22 protein-coding genes and 1 pseudogene are annotated in these 16,858 nt (G+C 32.9%); 14 read left to right on the forward strand and 9 right to left on the reverse strand.

Annotated elements, in window-relative coordinates:
* Positions 1–346: 346 nt before the first annotated feature.
* From AXA65_RS06795 to AXA65_RS06815, 5 genes are read left to right on the forward strand one after another with little or no spacing between them, the layout of a single operon-like run.
* A complete protein-coding gene (locus tag AXA65_RS06795) occupies positions 347–547 on the forward strand; it encodes a hypothetical protein (RefSeq protein WP_131797781.1) in 201 nt (66 codons plus the stop codon).
* Positions 547–1,020, forward strand: a complete 474-nt coding sequence (locus AXA65_RS06800; protein ID WP_063969372.1) for a hypothetical protein — start codon at positions 547–549, stop codon at positions 1,018–1,020. Before AXA65_RS06795 ends, AXA65_RS06800 begins: the two co-directional genes overlap by 1 nt.
* Entirely contained in the window at positions 1,010–1,717 is a 708-nt protein-coding gene (locus tag AXA65_RS20020; protein ID WP_063969373.1) for a hypothetical protein, read from the forward strand. The genes AXA65_RS06800 and AXA65_RS20020 overlap by 11 nt, the downstream gene beginning before the upstream one ends.
* Positions 1,718–1,725: 8 nt before the next feature.
* Positions 1,726–2,517, forward strand: a complete 792-nt coding sequence (locus AXA65_RS06810) for a hypothetical protein (protein WP_063969374.1) — start codon at positions 1,726–1,728, stop codon at positions 2,515–2,517.
* Position 2,518: 1 nt separating this feature from the next.
* Positions 2,519–3,073, forward strand: a complete 555-nt coding sequence (locus AXA65_RS06815) for a hypothetical protein (protein ID WP_063969375.1) — start codon at positions 2,519–2,521, stop codon at positions 3,071–3,073.
* 47 nt (positions 3,074–3,120) lie between these two features.
* On the opposite strand, the gene AXA65_RS06820 is transcribed toward AXA65_RS06815, so the two are convergent.
* The 9 genes and pseudogenes from AXA65_RS06820 to AXA65_RS06865 form a co-directional block, all read right to left on the reverse strand.
* Positions 3,121–3,729: a hypothetical protein gene (locus AXA65_RS06820; protein ID WP_063969376.1), complete on the reverse strand. Its 609-nt coding sequence runs from the start codon at positions 3,727–3,729 to the stop codon at positions 3,121–3,123.
* A gap of 397 nt (positions 3,730–4,126) precedes the next feature.
* On the reverse strand, positions 4,127–4,690 hold the full coding sequence (locus tag AXA65_RS06830) for a hypothetical protein (RefSeq protein ID WP_131797782.1): 564 nt from the start codon (positions 4,688–4,690) through the stop codon (positions 4,127–4,129).
* A 9-nt stretch (positions 4,691–4,699) separates the two neighbouring features.
* Complete coding sequence (locus tag AXA65_RS06835; protein WP_063969379.1) at positions 4,700–6,283, reverse strand: hypothetical protein; 1,584 nt, start codon at positions 6,281–6,283, stop codon at positions 4,700–4,702.
* A 52-nt stretch (positions 6,284–6,335) separates the two neighbouring features.
* Positions 6,336–6,956: a hypothetical protein gene (locus AXA65_RS06840; protein WP_131797783.1), complete on the reverse strand. Its 621-nt coding sequence runs from the start codon at positions 6,954–6,956 to the stop codon at positions 6,336–6,338.
* 4 nt (positions 6,957–6,960) lie between these two features.
* A complete protein-coding gene (locus tag AXA65_RS06845; protein WP_063969381.1) occupies positions 6,961–8,430 on the reverse strand; it encodes a reprolysin-like metallopeptidase in 1,470 nt (489 codons plus the stop codon).
* Position 8,431: 1 nt separating this feature from the next.
* Positions 8,432–10,387, reverse strand: coding sequence for a type VI secretion system Vgr family protein (locus tag AXA65_RS06850; RefSeq protein ID WP_063969382.1), 1,956 nt, complete (start codon positions 10,385–10,387; stop codon positions 8,432–8,434).
* A gap of 298 nt (positions 10,388–10,685) precedes the next feature.
* Positions 10,686–11,093, reverse strand: coding sequence for a type VI secretion system tube protein TssD (gene tssD / locus AXA65_RS06855; protein WP_063969383.1), 408 nt, complete (start codon positions 11,091–11,093; stop codon positions 10,686–10,688).
* Positions 11,094–11,251: 158 nt separating this feature from the next.
* Complete coding sequence (locus AXA65_RS06860) at positions 11,252–11,581, reverse strand: hypothetical protein (protein WP_131797784.1); 330 nt, start codon at positions 11,579–11,581, stop codon at positions 11,252–11,254.
* Positions 11,582–11,776: 195 nt separating this feature from the next.
* A pseudogene (locus AXA65_RS06865) lies at positions 11,777–12,622 on the reverse strand (type VI secretion system contractile sheath protein TssC); the annotation flags it as partial.
* Positions 12,623–12,862: 240 nt separating this feature from the next.
* On the opposite strand from AXA65_RS06865, the gene AXA65_RS06870 reads away from it, so the two are divergent.
* From AXA65_RS06870 to AXA65_RS06900, 9 genes are all read left to right on the forward strand, one after another.
* Entirely contained in the window at positions 12,863–13,450 is a 588-nt protein-coding gene (locus tag AXA65_RS06870; RefSeq protein WP_086048101.1) for an ATP-binding protein, read from the forward strand.
* A 31-nt stretch (positions 13,451–13,481) separates the two neighbouring features.
* On the forward strand, positions 13,482–13,724 hold the full coding sequence (locus AXA65_RS06875) for a hypothetical protein (protein WP_063969385.1): 243 nt from the start codon (positions 13,482–13,484) through the stop codon (positions 13,722–13,724).
* Positions 13,725–13,732: 8 nt separating this feature from the next.
* Positions 13,733–14,008, forward strand: coding sequence for a hypothetical protein (locus AXA65_RS06880; protein WP_063969386.1), 276 nt, complete (start codon positions 13,733–13,735; stop codon positions 14,006–14,008).
* Between the two features lie 33 nt (positions 14,009–14,041).
* Positions 14,042–14,200 (forward strand): hypothetical protein, encoded by a 159-nt coding sequence (locus AXA65_RS19850; RefSeq protein WP_165596572.1) that lies wholly within the window; start codon positions 14,042–14,044, stop codon positions 14,198–14,200.
* A gap of 99 nt (positions 14,201–14,299) precedes the next feature.
* Positions 14,300–14,653: a hypothetical protein gene (locus AXA65_RS06885; protein ID WP_063969387.1), complete on the forward strand. Its 354-nt coding sequence runs from the start codon at positions 14,300–14,302 to the stop codon at positions 14,651–14,653.
* Between the two features lie 140 nt (positions 14,654–14,793).
* Positions 14,794–14,931 (forward strand): hypothetical protein, encoded by a 138-nt coding sequence (locus AXA65_RS19855; protein WP_165596573.1) that lies wholly within the window; start codon positions 14,794–14,796, stop codon positions 14,929–14,931.
* 82 nt (positions 14,932–15,013) lie between these two features.
* Complete coding sequence (locus AXA65_RS06890; protein WP_063969388.1) at positions 15,014–15,532, forward strand: hypothetical protein; 519 nt, start codon at positions 15,014–15,016, stop codon at positions 15,530–15,532.
* Entirely contained in the window at positions 15,529–15,729 is a 201-nt protein-coding gene (locus AXA65_RS06895; protein WP_063969389.1) for a terminase gpP N-terminus-related DNA-binding protein, read from the forward strand. The genes AXA65_RS06890 and AXA65_RS06895 overlap by 4 nt, the downstream gene beginning before the upstream one ends.
* A 106-nt stretch (positions 15,730–15,835) precedes the next feature.
* Positions 15,836–16,858: hypothetical protein (locus AXA65_RS06900; protein ID WP_063969390.1), on the forward strand; the 1,023-nt coding region annotated here is incomplete at its 3' end.

Here is a 16,858-nt window from a genome sequence, read left to right on the forward strand (position 1 = left end):
CAACTGATAGTCTGAATCTATCGATAAATATTCCGCAGATATATTTATTGCAATGAGCTCTAAATCAGATAATTCTGGTTTAATTGGTTTAAAATAAAAATTTTCTTTGATTGTTAATTTTCTTAATTCCTTTAAAATAAAATCGTAAATTGCATCTAGGTTATTCATAATGTATTAGATTGGTAGTCAATACAATATACGAAATTTTCGTATTATGAGTAACCTTTTTTATAATGCACTACGGGTTAGATAAATGAAAAAATATGAGCAGATTTTGTTGTTTAGGTTTTCTAATATTGTTTTATAATTAAATTAACAAAGTATCTTGATTAAAACTTATCAGAAGATGACAACAAAAATTTTAGTTTTTGGTTTGCTTTTAATTCTCAGCTCTTTTTCAGAGTCTCAAGCTCAGAAAAATCCGGATTATATCTGTAAAGATTGTGGCAGTTTTGATTTGGCTAAAATGACCTTCAAAGAAAAGTTCCTGATAAAAGGTCCCGAACAGATATATGGTCCAGAGAAAGTTTATACAAAAAATGAATAATGAAAGGCGGAGAAGATATCCTTGTATATTCCAAAAATGGAAATCTAATAATAGAATCAAAAATTATCAGGGTCAGAGAGATTATCTCCTATCAACATATTGATGACATTATTATAAAACATGTGAACGAGGTGTATGATCACGAGATGGATATTTTTCTGAGCCAATCTGTAAAATATGAAAATGCAGGGAATAACCTGATTCATAGAATACTGTTTCAGATTTTTTTGTTATTCCATCAGAACAAAAGAACGATTAATATCAGTCAGTCCAACGAAGATCTTTTGATCATCCTTAATGAAATCAAAAGTAATCTTCCCAAAACCGTGATTCCTCCAGACCTTGATAAAAGTCTTTTCTGGAAAGAAGTATCGGATAAACATAGTTTCTCTCTTGTTAAATTAGTTTTTAGTAAAAATAATCTGAGCCTTTTTGAAGTTTTAAAGAAATATAATAAATACCATGAAAAATAAATTAACAATTGCTTTTCTACTCTTAGTACTTATTTCTTGTACCCAATCACAAACAAAAAATCCAATGTATATCTGCAAAGATTGTGGCAGCTTTGATCTCGGTAAAATGACTTTTAAAGAGAATATTGATGTATTATCCTCCAAAACAGAGATTTTTAAAACCGCATTGGTTAATCAGAATAACGAAGAAAAAGATGCTGATCAACTCACTAAAAATGATGTAGTTAAGCTGTACAAATATAATTTTGAAAATCAACAAAACGAGATTTTAGGAGACAAATTGTTGAATTATAATAATGAGTTTTCTTTTACAGGCTTAAGTATTTTGACAACGCCAGATAAAAAAATGCTAGCTTATAAGGCAACTGACTTTTTTGAAGGTGATGCTAAAAAGATAGATCAGTTTATTACCTATCTTCAGGCTCAAAATAAATCGTTGAAAATGGTTCAGAACAAGATGGAAGGTGATTTGACTGTCTATCAATGGATTTCGGATAAACAAATTACCCAATTGGTAAGATCCAATAAGGCCAGTAAAGAAGAAGAAATGATCGATGGAAAGAGCGTTGTAAAATATAACACTTATGTTAAACTGAATTATTACAATGAGGCATTTATAAAAAATTCTGATCAAGATATTGTTAAAAGCGATTTAGATTTTGCTGTTTACAACGACAAACATTTTCAAAAAAAATAGTACTAAATATGAAAACTATTTCGGAACCATTTTACCAGTTGGAGATAAAGACTGCGAATTGTTATATAGAAGTTTTGGTCAATGATTTGCCTATTTTCTGTAATTATGAAAATGGGGGAATGACTGTGGATTATCCCATTAATGATGCTATTTTTAAAAGTGGAAAGCAGGCTTTGGAAGTGAGGATTATTGCACCAAAAAGAGAAACCAGTATTTCCAAATATGCCCGTTATGAAATCAAGGTATTTGTAAAAGAGGCCAACATGGAAGCGTCTGGAAGAGAATTGGTTTATACTTTACCAATGAGGGAGGATTTTAGAAAAAAACCACTTCCTATTATTATCCATAAAAATTATTTTGAGGCAGAAGTTCCTTATCATAATATAGGATGGTCCAATTCTTTGGATCTTAAAGAATTGGATAAAAACCAATTGTTACAGGAAATAAAAACCTATCTTACCAAAATAACTTCTATCTATAATGGTAGAAAAGAGCTGGAGTATGAGAAATTATACAATGCCAGGATGGAGGAACATAGCAAAAGTTTTTATCTTACTCAGGAGGAAATGAGCGATTACAAAGATTCTAAATTTCTAGGATTACCAGAAAAATTAGAATCTATAGTTTGGGATTTGTATCAAATGGTTTTTTACGGAGATAACAGACTTGTATCTCTACAAACAAAACATCAGCCGCCAGGATTTGTTTTTGAATCCGTGAATAAAGATGAATATGGTTTTACAGAAATGGTGTCTTTCCACAAAAAAGATAAGAATGCAGCGTTGGAAATTATAAGATAGGATGGGGATTAATCTATTGCGAAACACTCTTCCTTGGATGAATATTTTGCTTTCTATTTTATATTTGAAGCAATGTTTCTTTCTGGGTGATGAAGCCAAAGTTCTTAATTTGCAAATGGTTGCATATATTCCTTTTATGTATCTTTTATGGTTTTGTAGTTTATTTTTTTGGAGCTTATGGGTTAATGAAAAAGGATATTCCAAACTGTTTCCCACTATTTTTGTAATCGCATTAATATTAGTTCCTGTTGGAGTTTTATTTATATCCAAGGATATTTATTTCTCACTACCAATATTCATAGGTGTTTTAGAGCCTTTGAAAAATAGATTGCTCTATAAAAACGTAGAAAACAAACAAGATTCATCAAGAATTTTTCTGCTAATCGCCAGTTTCATTTTACTATTCATTTCAGCATTAGTAAGTTCTTGGATTGGTCTTAAAAACGAGATATTTCTATTTGGTTTTTTATACTATTTATTTCTATTTTTCTTTGAAAGCAGATGGGCTAAGTTTTTAATTACAGAAAAGAGCACCGATGGAAGAAGTAATAATTAATTACTATTTGCAACAGTATCTTAAAAAATAGTCGATAAGAAAAAGATCTAATATGTTTCGAGTTGCGAAAATGTTAAATCCTGAATTTTTGGCAATAATTTAAATTTTACAGATTTCTGTTTTTTATTCAATATCTTGTCTGATCCCAATTCTTGATCAAATTCTATTTTAATACCTTTTACAAGATCGATTTCAGTTTCGGAAGTTTTGTTTTTTCCATCCCAAATTACTCTTGAAATTTTAATCAATTCAAAATTTCCATTTTGGAATTTGAAAGTATATCGGCTTTTTAGATCATTAATATCAGTCAACATTTGCAGATTACCATCTTCTATGAAAAAATCTGGAATTGGATTGCCGTTGTGCTGTCCGTTTCTATTTTTAGGATATTGACTTTCAATGATTTTTGTAGAAGAAACAATTAGTTTTGATGTTTTGATGTTAGGCTGAGACAAGAATATTTGCACTCGCAAAGGTCTTGTGTCACTTTTTACATCCATCTCTAAAATTACTTTATCTGGCTTTTTATCATTATTCAGATCGCCTTCTTCTTGTGCTACGATTTCGGTAAAAGTGTCTTTATTTTTAATACTTTGTGAGAAAACGCTTGTATTAAAAGAAAATAAAAATAAAATATGCGGAAGTAATTTTTTCATCTTTATTAATTATTTTCAGGAATAGAACTATTTATTGATCAAAGGATTATCCAGCAAAGCACTCGATATCAAAAATAATGAAAAAAATAGATTGACGAGATACATCAAAACTACAAAAACAATACATCTTGTGAGATAAAGAATCCATTTTGTTTTTATTCTTTGTATCAGAAAATCAATCATAAAAAATAGAATAGTTGTAGGAATACTGATAATGAGTCCAAATTGTTTTATGATTTTGAAGATTACTGTAAGATTGATAGATTCTGATGAACTGCTGAAAAACAATATAAAATACAACGTAATGAATACATTCGATAAAACAAATATAATTAGCAATTTGAGTAATATTCCTGAAGGATTTTTCATAATCTACGTTGGTTTATAATGTACAACCTTACCATTTGATTTTTTTCTCATCTCTAATCAACTCCTTATCTATATTAATTCTGAAAAAAGCAGAATCTGTTTTCTTTCTCAAGACTTGTACAAATTCTGGAAAATCCTTCCGAAATTGCTGGTAAGAAGTTACATTGATAGTATCGCCAGATTGAATATCCGCAACATTTTTTTTATTATATTTTTTTAATATTCTATTTCCATATTCTTTAGAGATAAAGAAATTTCGCTGTAAAAAATAAATACTTTTTGGATAGATTTTCAACTCCTCTATTCCATAAATCTTCCTATCTGTCTCTCCGTTCATTACAACATAATCATCAATCTGATTTTGTATTTTACCATCCACCATATAATACAACTGCATCCTTTTAATTTTCGCTCTATCAGAAGGTAATTGAAATTCTAGTGGAATAAGGATATTTAAGCTGTCTGAATTGTTAGCAGATGATTCATTAATCATTTTTACCATTTTCTCAGAATTTACCTCTTTTAAATACTCTGTATTAGAGCCACAAGAAAGTAATATTAAGAACACTCCTATAGTTATAATTTTTTCCATAAAATAATATTAAATAAATATACAATCAATAACATCAACAAAATCTCCAATTCTAGTATCTTCTTCTCTATAATGTAGAAGCGTATATTTAGAAGATGATTGACTATTGATCATATCTTTTTTACTTCTCTCTTCTCTCTCTTTATCCTTTAATTTTCTTAATTGAGCTAATGTACGTATTTCTCCTTTTAATAATTTTTCTAAAATATCTTGAGTTATTTCTGTGGTATCATAACCTTTATCTCTTCCTGCTAGAGTATATTTAAGTTCGTTAACTCCCTTAATTCCCATATCTTTCGCTTTCTCTAACACAGCTTCCACAGCTTCATCCCACATTTCTTTCATTCTTTCCTTTGTCTCTGTAACCATAATATCAATTACAAAGTCTAGTCCCGGAACCGGGCTGGGGATTGATGGCAGTTCTCCGTTACCGGAAATGTATTTGGCAAGATCCAGAAAGGCAAGGCAATCTAAGGCATTTTTTCCAACTTTGGCTACTTTACTGTAAACATTCGTTTCTTTAAAAAAGTCTAGCTGGCTGATCCCTTTTGAAGTCACTCGTTCACCGTTGCTTACATACCCGAAGTTGGAAGCTCTTGTTACTGTATATTCTTCACCCAGGTTATCAAACTGGGTTGTGGTATACAGTCTTCTGCTGGTTCTCACCTGTCCGTTGTTCATGCCCAGTTTCCCTTTCTTCAATTGGTGAACAGCAATGGTTTTCTGTAGCTTGTCAAGACCCTTACCGGCCATTTCTTCAGCTTTGTCTTTGATCTTTCCTTCTATTTCGTCCTTGATCTTATCTTTTACCCTGTCAAATGCTGTAGAGTCTTCTTCTTTTTTAATATTCTGTGCACTTGCCAGATTATCAAGACTTTCAACGCCACCACTAAAGATCATGATGTCTCCGTCTGCAGATCTGAATTCAGGAAGACCATACTTCTCGTCTCCTACTGCTGACTGTATAAATAAGGTTCTGTCAGAATATCCTACCTGGAGATATTTACTGTTATCTCTTGGCAGGTAAGCCATATCATGTCCAATATATCTCGCAATAAAATAAAGCTCAATATAGGAACCGGTATCTTCTTCAATATACTGTTCAAAATATTCAGTAAGATCAATACTGAATATAGCATTTCCATCTTTGTCTATATTGGCTGTTACCGCCTTAGATCCGGATTCTTTTCCTTCAAGAGGAACAAAATCATCAAACATACGGCTATCGAAAACAGTTCCTAAAACCGTACGGATACTAATCCCATCACTTTCCCAAAGTTCAAAGCTTAAAGGTGTGTTTTCAGGAATATTTTTTGTTTTCACCCTGAAAAAAACGGTATTTCCAATTCTTGCGTGGGGAGTTTTACTCGTATCGATGGGCTTTCCATCTTTATCCAGCCATTCTCCATCAATAATATAATCTCCTTCTATAGCAGCAGGCTTTTTCGGATCACCATAGGTAACTCCATTACTCACCCCCGTTTCTGTTATAGAAGCTCCTGCAGTGGTGATAATATTGGCATTGGAGTACATGCTATGCCCTTCCTGAGAAATCTTGGTATAAGTGCCCTTTACAATTCTGGTTCTGCTCATTGTTACTTGGTTTTTGCTGTATCACATTTCTGTTAATGAATCATATTAAAACTTAATTATTAACATATTGTGATTCTCTTTTCGATAAAACTTTACCTGAAACGCCATCCAAAATAATTGTTTCCAAAACATCAGGTTTCTTTTTCCATTGTATTTCCCAGATTGGTTTTTCTTTTTCTATTCTTCTTCTGATAGTGGTATGAAAACCTGTACCCTGTAATACAGGTCCTTTGGAAAGTTTTATGTTTTCTGCTTTACAGAATGCCAAAACCTCATCAAATGTAAATTTGTAAGGTTCATCATAATTTATTTTTTTAACAAGTTTTCCATCTTTGTCAAATTCATACCAAATTCCTAACGGAAACGTAGTCCAGGGTAAATTGAGGGTGAGACCCTTATTGTAGATCATATAATTAAGATAATAAATTTTCACAATTTTATATAAAGAATCATTTGGGGTAAACTGATATGAGATGTTAGTTTGATTTCGCATAATTTGTATATAGCCAGAATCTGTTTTCTTACTATAGTTTTCCAATTTATCAATATGATCAAGTAAAATGGTGTCCAAGCTCTCTATTTTATCATCTATTTTAGGTCTCATAATATTTTTTTTTTGTGAATGACAGGAAATTACAATTAGTAAGTTAATCAGAAGAAATAGCTTTTTCATACATTTATTTTACATTGTTATTAGCAATCATCCATTGCCATTTCCAGAGGTTAAATCGATTTTGCGGAATATGATGGGAATAATCCATTATGTTTTCTGTTTTAGCGTACTCGTAAGTATATTCAGCCTTATTATCCGCTTCAGAATTGGTAAAACTATGAGGCAGCTCGAAGCTATGTAAGAACTCGTGCGCTGCAGTTTGATCATTTTTAGTTGGAAATAAAACAACAAATTTTCCGGAACTGTAGCCATTTAATCCGTTGATATTTCCAGAAGCATCAACGCTTCCACCTGGTTCAGGTAGATACACTGCAATATAATGATTGTCGTATTTCGTTTCAGTGATCTTTTTGGATTTTAATATTTTTTTTAATTCACTGTACACGTATTCTTGTAAACTTATAAATCCAGCAGGAGTATGGGATCCTGATGAATAATAGGCTGCAATCTGTCCGCCTGCAACATATCTTCCGTTTGGTTGAAAATGGATATCACCAGACATATCTACAATTTCTGTTTCTACAGTTGCCTCTATCAAAGCTTGTCTCAAATAGTTCTCAAATAATTCCTTTTGTCCAGTAGAATTTCCTTTGATTTCACTGCCTGGTATTCCAGATATATTTGTTTTTAATTCAATAATCAGAAATTTGGTTTTTTTTCTTCTTGGATTGTGATTTGCCCAGACTTTCAATCGTCCTGCTACTTCAGAAACTTCTGCACCAGCCGCATTTTTTTTGGTAGCAATCACTTCTATAACCTGATCTGTTGCAAATTCTTCCAGACATTCTATCGTTACAAAGTCTTTGAGAGTATGTTTGCCTTTTGACTTGGCAGTAATGTCAATTGGCGAAATCCTGAAGAATTTGTTTGTTTTGAATTTTAAAGTATCTGGCTCTTCATCAACCTCGATATTCAATGACAGTAATGCTTTCGTGTTCTTAAAATTAGAAGATTCACGCTTTTGAGTTCTCGAATTTTTGATCTGAGAAGGATACAACGAAACCCAAGAACAATAATATTTTTCCACTGTACCATCAGCTTTCTTTTTCCACGGAATATTGTAAACGCCATAAACTCTCCCTAAGTTAGAATATAAAGTTGGAGATTTTTGAAAACTTCCATTGTAGGCATTGATATCAGTTACAGGAGTAGTATGAGTAGAATCTGTATATTGTTTTGCAACGATATCTTCATAGTTGGTATCTCCAAAAACCGATGTTTCTCCAATTCTCATCCAGTCAAAACCGTAATCTTCACCTTTCCAGCCGTCCTTACTGCGAAAATGAACCACACACTTTGCTTTGATTTCGGTTGGAGGAGGATTAGCAGGAGCTCCATAAGATATGCCAAGCTTTTCTCCAACTTCCGAAACCCATTTCACCGCATTTGAGATGATGCTTTCATTAGAGTACATACTGTGTCCGTTTTGAGACACTTTAGTGTATGTTCCTTTGACAAATCTGGTTCTGCTCATTTTAGTTGGCTTTAGATTTCTCTCCGCTGTTATTTTGAACTTCTTTTTGAGCGTGCTTGTGGATTGATTCGTTGGATTGAATATTCATAGATTTCTCACTTACTTCCGTTCTTTCCATTTTAGTTTCGCTGTGAACATCGCCGTCTATCATTTCAGTTAATTTTCCTGTTATAAACATACTAGCGTCACCAGCAACCGATGTCAGTTTCATTGCGCCAATACTTTGTGTCGAATTCATTCCTACACTCTGAGTATTATTCATACCAATAGTTTCTGAAGAATTTTGTCCAATATTGGTTGTCATATTTTCAGTGACATTGATGTTCATATTTTTACAATTAAAAGTCATCGTCTCTGGAGCTGTGATGTTGATGTTGCTTCCAGTTGTGTCGAGATGAATTTCGTTTCCTGACTTATCTGTAATAATGATGCTTTCATCTTCTGTGAAAACCACTTTGTGTCCACTTCTGGTCATAATGGATTTGACGCGGTTATCAACGCCACCACCAAGTCCAATTCCACCGTGGAACATTCCGCCCATTACAAAAGGTCTGTCAGGATGATTGTGTACAAAACCAACCATCACTTGATCGCCAACTTCTGGAATTGCTACGTAACCTCTATTTTGTGTGATTTGATCTGTTCCGCCAGCATCTGGACTCATCATTCTAATGAAGTTCGTCGTGTCGTGTAATTGCCAATCAAATTTCACTGTGATTCTACCTTGGGCTTGAGGATCTGTATTGCTGATGACAGTTGCAATCTGAGTTTGTGCCGAAGGAATCGTAAACTCTGGTTTTGGCAGAAATCCCGTATCGCTGGCAATCGCTTTGAAAGTTCCTTTATAATTTCCTAAAGTATCGACATCGTGAGAAGTTTCGATGACCATTATCCTCGTAAAATAACTCGTTTGATTGCTGTCTGGCTTTCTCATTTCCAAATCAGCAACACATCCAGGATATAAAAACGGAATGGAAATATTTCCTGTCACTGTAAAAACTTCCACCGCTTTGCTTCCTGCTGTACTTTCTTGGGAATTAATGACATCTTTGTCTGTAACGGCTTTTATAGGCGAAACCTGCAAGGATTTGGTTGTGAATATGCCAGACTGATTTTGACTGTATGCATTTTTTGCCAAGTCACTTTTATGTTTAATCGGGGTTTCTCCTGAGGTCAATTTGCTGTTCTGGCTGCTGTTGTAGCCGTAGAATTCGGGTTTTGTGTGAACTGCTTTGAGCTCTACTCGGATATCGCTGACATTGCTTCCATAGATTAATTTAAGTGGTGGATTCTGTGGCGGTAACATGCCAAAATGTAAAACCTCGCCATCGTAATAAAATTGTTCCCCGTAAGCTTCCGCCATTCTTGCGAGGTAATTATAATGTGTTTCGTTGTACTGAACACTGAATGGAATTTCAGAAAAATCATTCGCATCCACACGAACATCATATTTGCTGCTACCTAAACCTTCCTTGATGAGTTGTGCAGCGATAATGCTCATGTTTACAGGTGATTCTCCACCAAAACTTTGGATAGTTGGTGCAGCATCCAGCAAGATCGTAGGACTAAAACCGCCCAGAACGATATTCGGAAGTCCACCTTTTTCCTGACTGAATCCAACTCGTGTAATCACACCCACAAAAGTCCTTTCCGGGCTATCTTGGATGTCCTTATATTTTTGAACAATTGTAATTCTTTTCCCCAAAAACTCTTGGCTGGATTCCAGATTATGATTTTCCTGATTTCCCAAAGTATCGTGCGCCAGAATCAATTCGAACTCGTGATGTTTAGCACTGTTCTGAGATAGCGTGAAATGTTTGTAATGTGAGATTACTTTTCCTTCTATCACAATATTGAGTTTAACCAATCGGTTGATTCCAAATATCTGGCTTGATGAGATGGAATTGGCGCTATTGTCGGGTTTGAAACTTTTGGTAGGAGTATTGGAAGTAGCCATATTTTGTGATTTTTGGTATTGAAATATCTGTTACTTTGATTAAGCTATGTTGCTATTCAGCTTTCTCTAAAAGCTTTTTTGTATTGAATTTAAAATCGATAAAATCAAATTGATGGAAATTTTCATCTACATCCGTAATTAATTATAAATCCACAATATCTTCTTGAAATTGTAGCAATAATGATGCAATAATGACCTAAAAGATTGTTAAATAATCAAAAATCCTGATGAATATGACCAAAAAGGGATTTCATCAGGATTATTGCTTTAATATTTGGAAGAATCAATAATCAGCTGATTATTTCGCGCCTGGCCAAATTCCATCGTAAGCAGAATTGCCATAGTCGATTTTTTCTGCACTGATGACAAAGCTTACGAACATATTGTCTTCATTCAAAGCGTCATAATCCACCTCGTGCTGGATGACATAACCATTGTCCCATTTCAAAGTTGTCAAAGTTCCTTCTTCGTGAGATTTGTTGAAAGTGACTTCACCACTTGTTGGTTTGTACTTTCCGTTCAATAAACTTTCCAAAATTCCTGAATCCTCAGTCGCTTCTACGGTGATTTTAATCAATGCGTTGGAAGGGTCTGATGCAACTCTACCGGAAACGTCTGTGTTTCTTGATACACCGTAATTCAGTTTAAGAATTTTCTGTTCTGATCCGCCGTTGAATTTTAATACGGCTCTTGAATTGTTTGCCATGATTTCTAAAATTTAATTGTTAATATATTGTATTGTGTGTTAGTGTGTTTCGTACTTTTATTATACCAAAGATAGAACCACCTTCCAAAAAATTCAATAGTAGAATTACTACACTTTTAGACAATCTTATTTTAATTTAAACCTCGTCATTACCATTTTTATTGAGAGATCTGAGCAGGCAAAGTCTGATAATCAATCTCTATATCTTTCACTAATAATTTGTACAATTGCGGTCTGATAAGGTAAACAGCGATTGAGTCTACATTAGAATCATTAATTTTCAAGTCATAATTCGAAATAATCTTGATCGGAAACCGAATACTATCTTTTGCGGATTTTACGATTGTGCCAGAATTGATTTTAAAAATTTTGATATTTTTATCTTCGATTTTAAAATTATTAAGCAATTCAATATCAATCGTTTTTAAAACTATTAAACTTTTGCCCAACGCTTCTTGCGGTGTTAGCGTTTTTTTTCGGCTGTTCATTTCTTTCATTTTCAAAAAGATCTACCGAAAAATGATCTGGTCTTTCATATTTTTTTTTACAAGAAATTACTAATGCTAACAAGATAAATTGAGTGAAGATATTAACTTTTATCATCATGATAGATTTTTAAAATGAAAAAGGGAATTCATAACTTATTGTTGCAAATTCCCTTGATTGTTAAATTTATTAAGATTTTATTCCTGTTGATATTCAGCGTCCCATTCGTTACCGTCATCACCTTTATGTCCGTCTAATTTGATGACGAAACTTTTTGTTGGGAAGTAAGGTGTCATTCTGATATCCAGCCAAACACGATCTTTATTGACTTTATCTTGTTCAAATCTTACAATTTTAAACTTTTCGATCAATTTGTCGGCACCTTTGATTCCGTCCAAAAATGTCACGATTTGTCTTCTCAAGTCATCCTCATTTCTTGGATTCCAGTTTTCAAAAGCTCTTCTGTTGAGGAAGTCGAGTAGAACCTTGGTCACATAATCGAAAACTCTTACAACCGAATAAGTTTGTAAACCGATATTGTCTCCCGTGAACAATGTTTTTGCTGAGAATGCCATAATTTTTCCGTACTCGTTTACCATTGGAACCAATACCATTTTTTCCAATTGAGAAATTTCACTTTTCTTAAGATCAAATTTCACAGCATCCACTTCATTGATATTTCCGTGTTTTTTACCAGCGGCAACTTGGGACATCAATGTTTTGTAAATTTTCCCTGCCATAGAAGTAGAAGGTGGAAGATCTACGTTTTCCTCTTCGCCCACTTCTTCAGCTCTGCCTCGTCCTACAAGCCAGTTGGTTGTCATAATCACATTACTTCTGTGAAGTTCTCCACCTGTAAGATTCGCTGAATGGAAAAGATCTACAACATCATCTGGTTTATCAAGATTCGCAAAATCGGTTACCAACATCACTTTGTTCTCGTTACAGATTTTTGCCCATTTCTCAACCACTTTGTTGGATCCCAGATATCCTGGAATTGCAAGAATAGAGTAGTTGTCTCTCAAATCAAGACGGTCATAATTCGCCGTCCAAACTTTGGCGGAACTAATGCACAATTTGCAAAAATCTACGGAATCTCGGGAGCTATTTACAGCAGGCTTCAAAGTGGAGAAACTGAAAAGATTATTTCAGATAGTCAATGGATTCAGATAGGTAGAGAACTGGAAGTAAATACACGCAAATCCAATTGGAAAATAGTTAGAACAAAAGTTTACACCGAAATAGAAGATAGTCTAAATTTTTGCCAGACGTACAGTAGTTCTATGGTTCTGGTGGATGATTGCGGAATTGGCAAAACTTGTAGCGCAAAGAATATTGTAAAATCGCTTTCCAATGCTTTCTATATCGATTGTTCACAGGCAAAAAGCAAACAGCAATTTGTAAAGCTTTTGGCTAAAACTATTGGACTGGATAACAAAGGAAAATACATTGATGTAAAATCAAACTTAAAATATTACCTCAATCAATTGGATCATCCTATAATCATATTGGATGAAGCTGGAGACCTAGAATATACCGCCTTTTTAGAACTGAAAGAATTCTGGAATGCTACAGACGGTTTTTGCGGATGGTTTATGATGGGAGCGGACGGCTTAAAAGCAAAAATTGAAAAGGGAATCAATTCTAAAAAAGTTGGTTTTGCGGAAATATTCAGCCGTTTTTCTGATGAATATATCCGTATAACACCAAACGGAATTGCAGATAAAAAAGCTTTTAGACAGGAACTATTACAGCAGGTTGCAAATGCTAACAGTTCCGGAACTATTCCAATTGATACACTCGTAAAAAAATGCTTAGACAAAGAAACAACCCTGAGACATTTAGATACATTATTAAAAATCAGTGCATAAAAATTAACAAATAACTTATAATCTTCCCAAAATGATTACACAGCCACAATTTACACCGGACTCACTCAAACAGTTACAGAGCATATCAGAAAATTCTGATGAAACTTTTAGAGATTTTGCAAAATCACTTGACACGCTGTTTTATGAATCAGTTTTAAAATCTCTGCATAAAGATGAAAATTTAGCGGTTACATCGGGTGATGTGTTTCATTTTATGCAGATCAAAGAAATTTTGGAAATACTACATATTACATTTAATCAGAACAAACAATAATTAAAAAAATGGCAATGAACAAAAAGTCAGCAACACAGACAAAGGCACAGGAAATTTTTCAAATTCTGCCAGTGGAAAAACAAAAAAAGATTCAGAAAAACGAACTTGATGTTTACAAAACTATTTTCAGCAATGATATTCTTTTAGATTCTAATATTCTAAATGATTTCATTAATAGGTATCAACCAGAAGTAAATATATCAGAGAGAGCACGACACGTATTTTCGAGGTTAACATTGCTTAAACAAACTACAATAAAAACCAGTGAGCCTAAAATGTATTAAGCTCTGTTTAATGATAAGAATGATACTGCATTATTGAAAGAATTCCTCGATAAATACGAACCTCTAAATGAACGGGTTACAAGTGTTACGGAATTAGAAAAATTATCATTGGAAGACCAATTAGCATTCAAAAATAATTTTCCAGATGATTATGCAAAAATAATCTCTACAGAACCAAAACAGGATAAATAAAAAACTTCTCACAACCACTTTTAAAAAGCCAGTAGGCTACAGCAATCCCAATTGTTGGGATTGCTTTTACAACAAAATTAATTTTTAAAAAATATAACAATGGAAAGACAATTTGTTTACAAGAACGACTATTACATAAATCAAGCAAAAGACTCTATAACTTTTACAATACAAGGTTTTGAGCCTTTTATTTCACGGTGTAATTCATTATCAATAATTCCAGCGCTGGAAACAACTGACCTATCTGATTTTTTTCTCACGCCAAAAGCATTTTTTGTACTAAAACTTACACACGGGGAAACTTTGAATGTCGGGGATTTAAAGTTAAGTTCGGAGAAAGTCTATGATTTACTAGATCGACCAGAAGGATTAGATAGACTGGTAACGGATATTGAAGACTTACAGAAAGATAAATATTTTATGGGTACATACTTTGGAAACTTAACAAAGTAGAAATTACAAATGGAATTCTACAGGTAAAACAAAGCTGGATTGATACTATTACAGAACAATATTCCTATTACATTGAAACTGAAAATCAGTTTACAGCGCAGGCACTCGCAAATGAAATAGTTTTAAAAATCAATGAATTAATGAGTATTTGTGATACAAAAAAATTACGTTCGAAAGATGATGTTAGCGCACCTTTAGAAGCAATATTTAAAGGCAATGGCTATGGTAATAATAGAACTTACGAAACCGATTTAGCAAGCATTATATCTGCTTTTTAAATTGTGTATTTTTTTCATTTGGATTGAGTAGCTCCACATTTGTGGAGTTACTTTTTTCATTAAACAAAATTAAAATATTACAATGGATAAATACGCTCAATTAGCATGGAATATTAAAGAAATAGCTGCTAGAGATCCCAGGTTTAAAAATGCCTTTAAACTTCCAATCAATGGTATTGTAAAGGATGTAGAAAATGATACCTGTACTGTAGAGATCAGAAAGGATTTTGAAGTATCAGGAATAAAACTAAAAAGCACCGCTAACAAAGAGGATAATCTTTTAGTAATTCCAAAAATAGGTAGTAAAGTAACTTTGATGAGTCTTGATGGAAGTGTTGATAATTTATGTGTAATAAAAGTAGACGCAGCTGAAAAATTAATTTTTAATGAAAATGGTTTAAATATAGAAATCGACAGTACGGATGGAAAAGTTAAAATAAAAAATGACAATGCCAGTTTATTTGATTTATTGCAGGATTTAACCAACCTACTAAAACAGCTAAAGGTTTACACAGCTGTTGGACCATCAGGAACACCATTACCGGACTCAATTATATCTATAGAAAAATTTGAAAAAGATTTTAAAATGCTTTTAAAATGAATTTAAATGATAGAAACAAAAGAAAATACAGCTTATACGAAAGGGATAAATCCCGCAAATATTATTTGTTAGGATTAAACTTGCAAGAGGTAAGTAAGTTAATGGATATACCAAAAAAGACACTAGAAAAATGGCAACAAAAATACAGTTGGAAGGATCTAAAAGATAATAATATAGCTAAAACAAAAGCCTTATAGCTAAAAGCAAAAGGGTTTTCCGCAAAACAAATAGGCTCTATTCTTAAAATAAGTCCGACAACGGTCTGGAGATATTGTAAATAAATCAAATTCTAAATAAATAAAAATGTATAATTTAATACACCACATAGAAATAGAAGATAAAAAAGGAAGCTATGTTGAAGTTCCGTTTGTATCGGAAATTACAATAGAAAAAACAATTGCAAATCTTTCAGATACAGCAACTGTTTCTTTTGCAATTTTTAACTTTAATAACCACATCATAATTAGTGATCTAGATGATTCCGAAAATAAACTATACAAATTATTTAAGAGAGGCCAGAAGATACGAATATTTTTAGGATATGACGAGGAGTTAAGACTAGAGTTTGTAGGATATATAAAAGAGGTCACAACTGACGAAACGGGCGCAAAATTAATTTGTGAAGACGAATTATTTATTTTTAGAGAAAAGAATATTCCAAATAAAACTTTCACACCTGCAAATGTAAAACAAATCGCACAACACGTGTGTAGAATAATAAATCCTAAAATAAGAGTGGTTTGTGAATACGATATGAGTTATGAGAAATTTACAATAATTGATGCGACCGGTTTTGATGTTCTTTCACAATTGCAACAAGATACAGGCGCAAACATATTTTTTAAAAGCGTATTTTCTAATGCAATTGGTAACACAGTTCAAATTGATGAAAGTAATTTCAAAAATCAATTATCCGGATCCGAATATCAAATTAGTTCAAATAATTCAAAGTTTAAAGAATCTGATCTAGAATTACATATTTCGATGCCTTACATGAAAAAAAACACAGAAATTGAATGTGCTTTTTCATTCCAACATAACATAGAAACGGGCCAACTTCAATACATCGATTCAAGGGATAATAAAGTAAAAGTGAAGGTTACCAGTGTTAGTATTAATGGCGAAATCAGAACAGAAGAATTTGGAAGTACTGGAGGAACAGAGAAAGAATTTAAAGTTAATCGTTTATCAAAGGCAGAAATGAAAAAGAGGGCTAAAATGGAACATTTTAAACTGATGCAACCTCATTACACAGGAACTTTTGATTTTTGGTTAATTCCTTTTGTAGAGCCAAATTACAGTATTATTACTCGTAGTGCATTATTA

The organism is Chryseobacterium sp. FP211-J200, assembly GCF_001643375.1.
Classification (GTDB): domain Bacteria; phylum Bacteroidota; class Bacteroidia; order Flavobacteriales; family Weeksellaceae; genus Epilithonimonas; species Epilithonimonas ginsengisoli.

Coding starts and splice junctions, on each gene's coding strand:
- AXA65_RS06830 (WP_131797782.1), bottom strand. CDS start 4,690: ATGGAAAAAATTATAACTATAGGAGTGTTCTTAATATTACTTTCTTGT.
- AXA65_RS06795 (WP_131797781.1), top strand. CDS start 347: ATGACAACAAAAATTTTAGTTTTTGGTTTGCTTTTAATTCTCAGCTCT.
- AXA65_RS06820 (WP_063969376.1), bottom strand. CDS start 3,729: ATGAAAAAATTACTTCCGCATATTTTATTTTTATTTTCTTTTAATACA.
- AXA65_RS06895 (WP_063969389.1), top strand. CDS start 15,529: ATGAATTTAAATGATAGAAACAAAAGAAAATACAGCTTATACGAAAGG.
- AXA65_RS06810 (WP_063969374.1), top strand. CDS start 1,726: ATGAAAACTATTTCGGAACCATTTTACCAGTTGGAGATAAAGACTGCG.
- AXA65_RS20020 (WP_063969373.1), top strand. CDS start 1,010: ATGAAAAATAAATTAACAATTGCTTTTCTACTCTTAGTACTTATTTCT.
- AXA65_RS06890 (WP_063969388.1), top strand. CDS start 15,014: ATGGATAAATACGCTCAATTAGCATGGAATATTAAAGAAATAGCTGCT.
- AXA65_RS06875 (WP_063969385.1), top strand. CDS start 13,482: ATGATTACACAGCCACAATTTACACCGGACTCACTCAAACAGTTACAG.
- AXA65_RS06800 (WP_063969372.1), top strand. CDS start 547: ATGAAAGGCGGAGAAGATATCCTTGTATATTCCAAAAATGGAAATCTA.
- AXA65_RS06850 (WP_063969382.1), bottom strand. CDS start 10,387: ATGGCTACTTCCAATACTCCTACCAAAAGTTTCAAACCCGACAATAGC.
- AXA65_RS06860 (WP_131797784.1), bottom strand. CDS start 11,581: ATGAACAGCCGAAAAAAAACGCTAACACCGCAAGAAGCGTTGGGCAAA.
- AXA65_RS06835 (WP_063969379.1), bottom strand. CDS start 6,283: ATGAGCAGAACCAGAATTGTAAAGGGCACTTATACCAAGATTTCTCAG.
- AXA65_RS06880 (WP_063969386.1), top strand. CDS start 13,733: ATGGCAATGAACAAAAAGTCAGCAACACAGACAAAGGCACAGGAAATT.
- AXA65_RS06845 (WP_063969381.1), bottom strand. CDS start 8,430: ATGAGCAGAACCAGATTTGTCAAAGGAACATACACTAAAGTGTCTCAA.
- AXA65_RS06815 (WP_063969375.1), top strand. CDS start 2,519: ATGGGGATTAATCTATTGCGAAACACTCTTCCTTGGATGAATATTTTG.
- AXA65_RS06885 (WP_063969387.1), top strand. CDS start 14,300: ATGGAAAGACAATTTGTTTACAAGAACGACTATTACATAAATCAAGCA.
- AXA65_RS06840 (WP_131797783.1), bottom strand. CDS start 6,956: ATGAAAAAGCTATTTCTTCTGATTAACTTACTAATTGTAATTTCCTGT.
- AXA65_RS06870 (WP_086048101.1), top strand. CDS start 12,863: ATGGTTCTGGTGGATGATTGCGGAATTGGCAAAACTTGTAGCGCAAAG.
- tssD (WP_063969383.1), bottom strand. CDS start 11,093: ATGGCAAACAATTCAAGAGCCGTATTAAAATTCAACGGCGGATCAGAA.
- AXA65_RS19855 (WP_165596573.1), top strand. CDS start 14,794: ATGAGTATTTGTGATACAAAAAAATTACGTTCGAAAGATGATGTTAGC.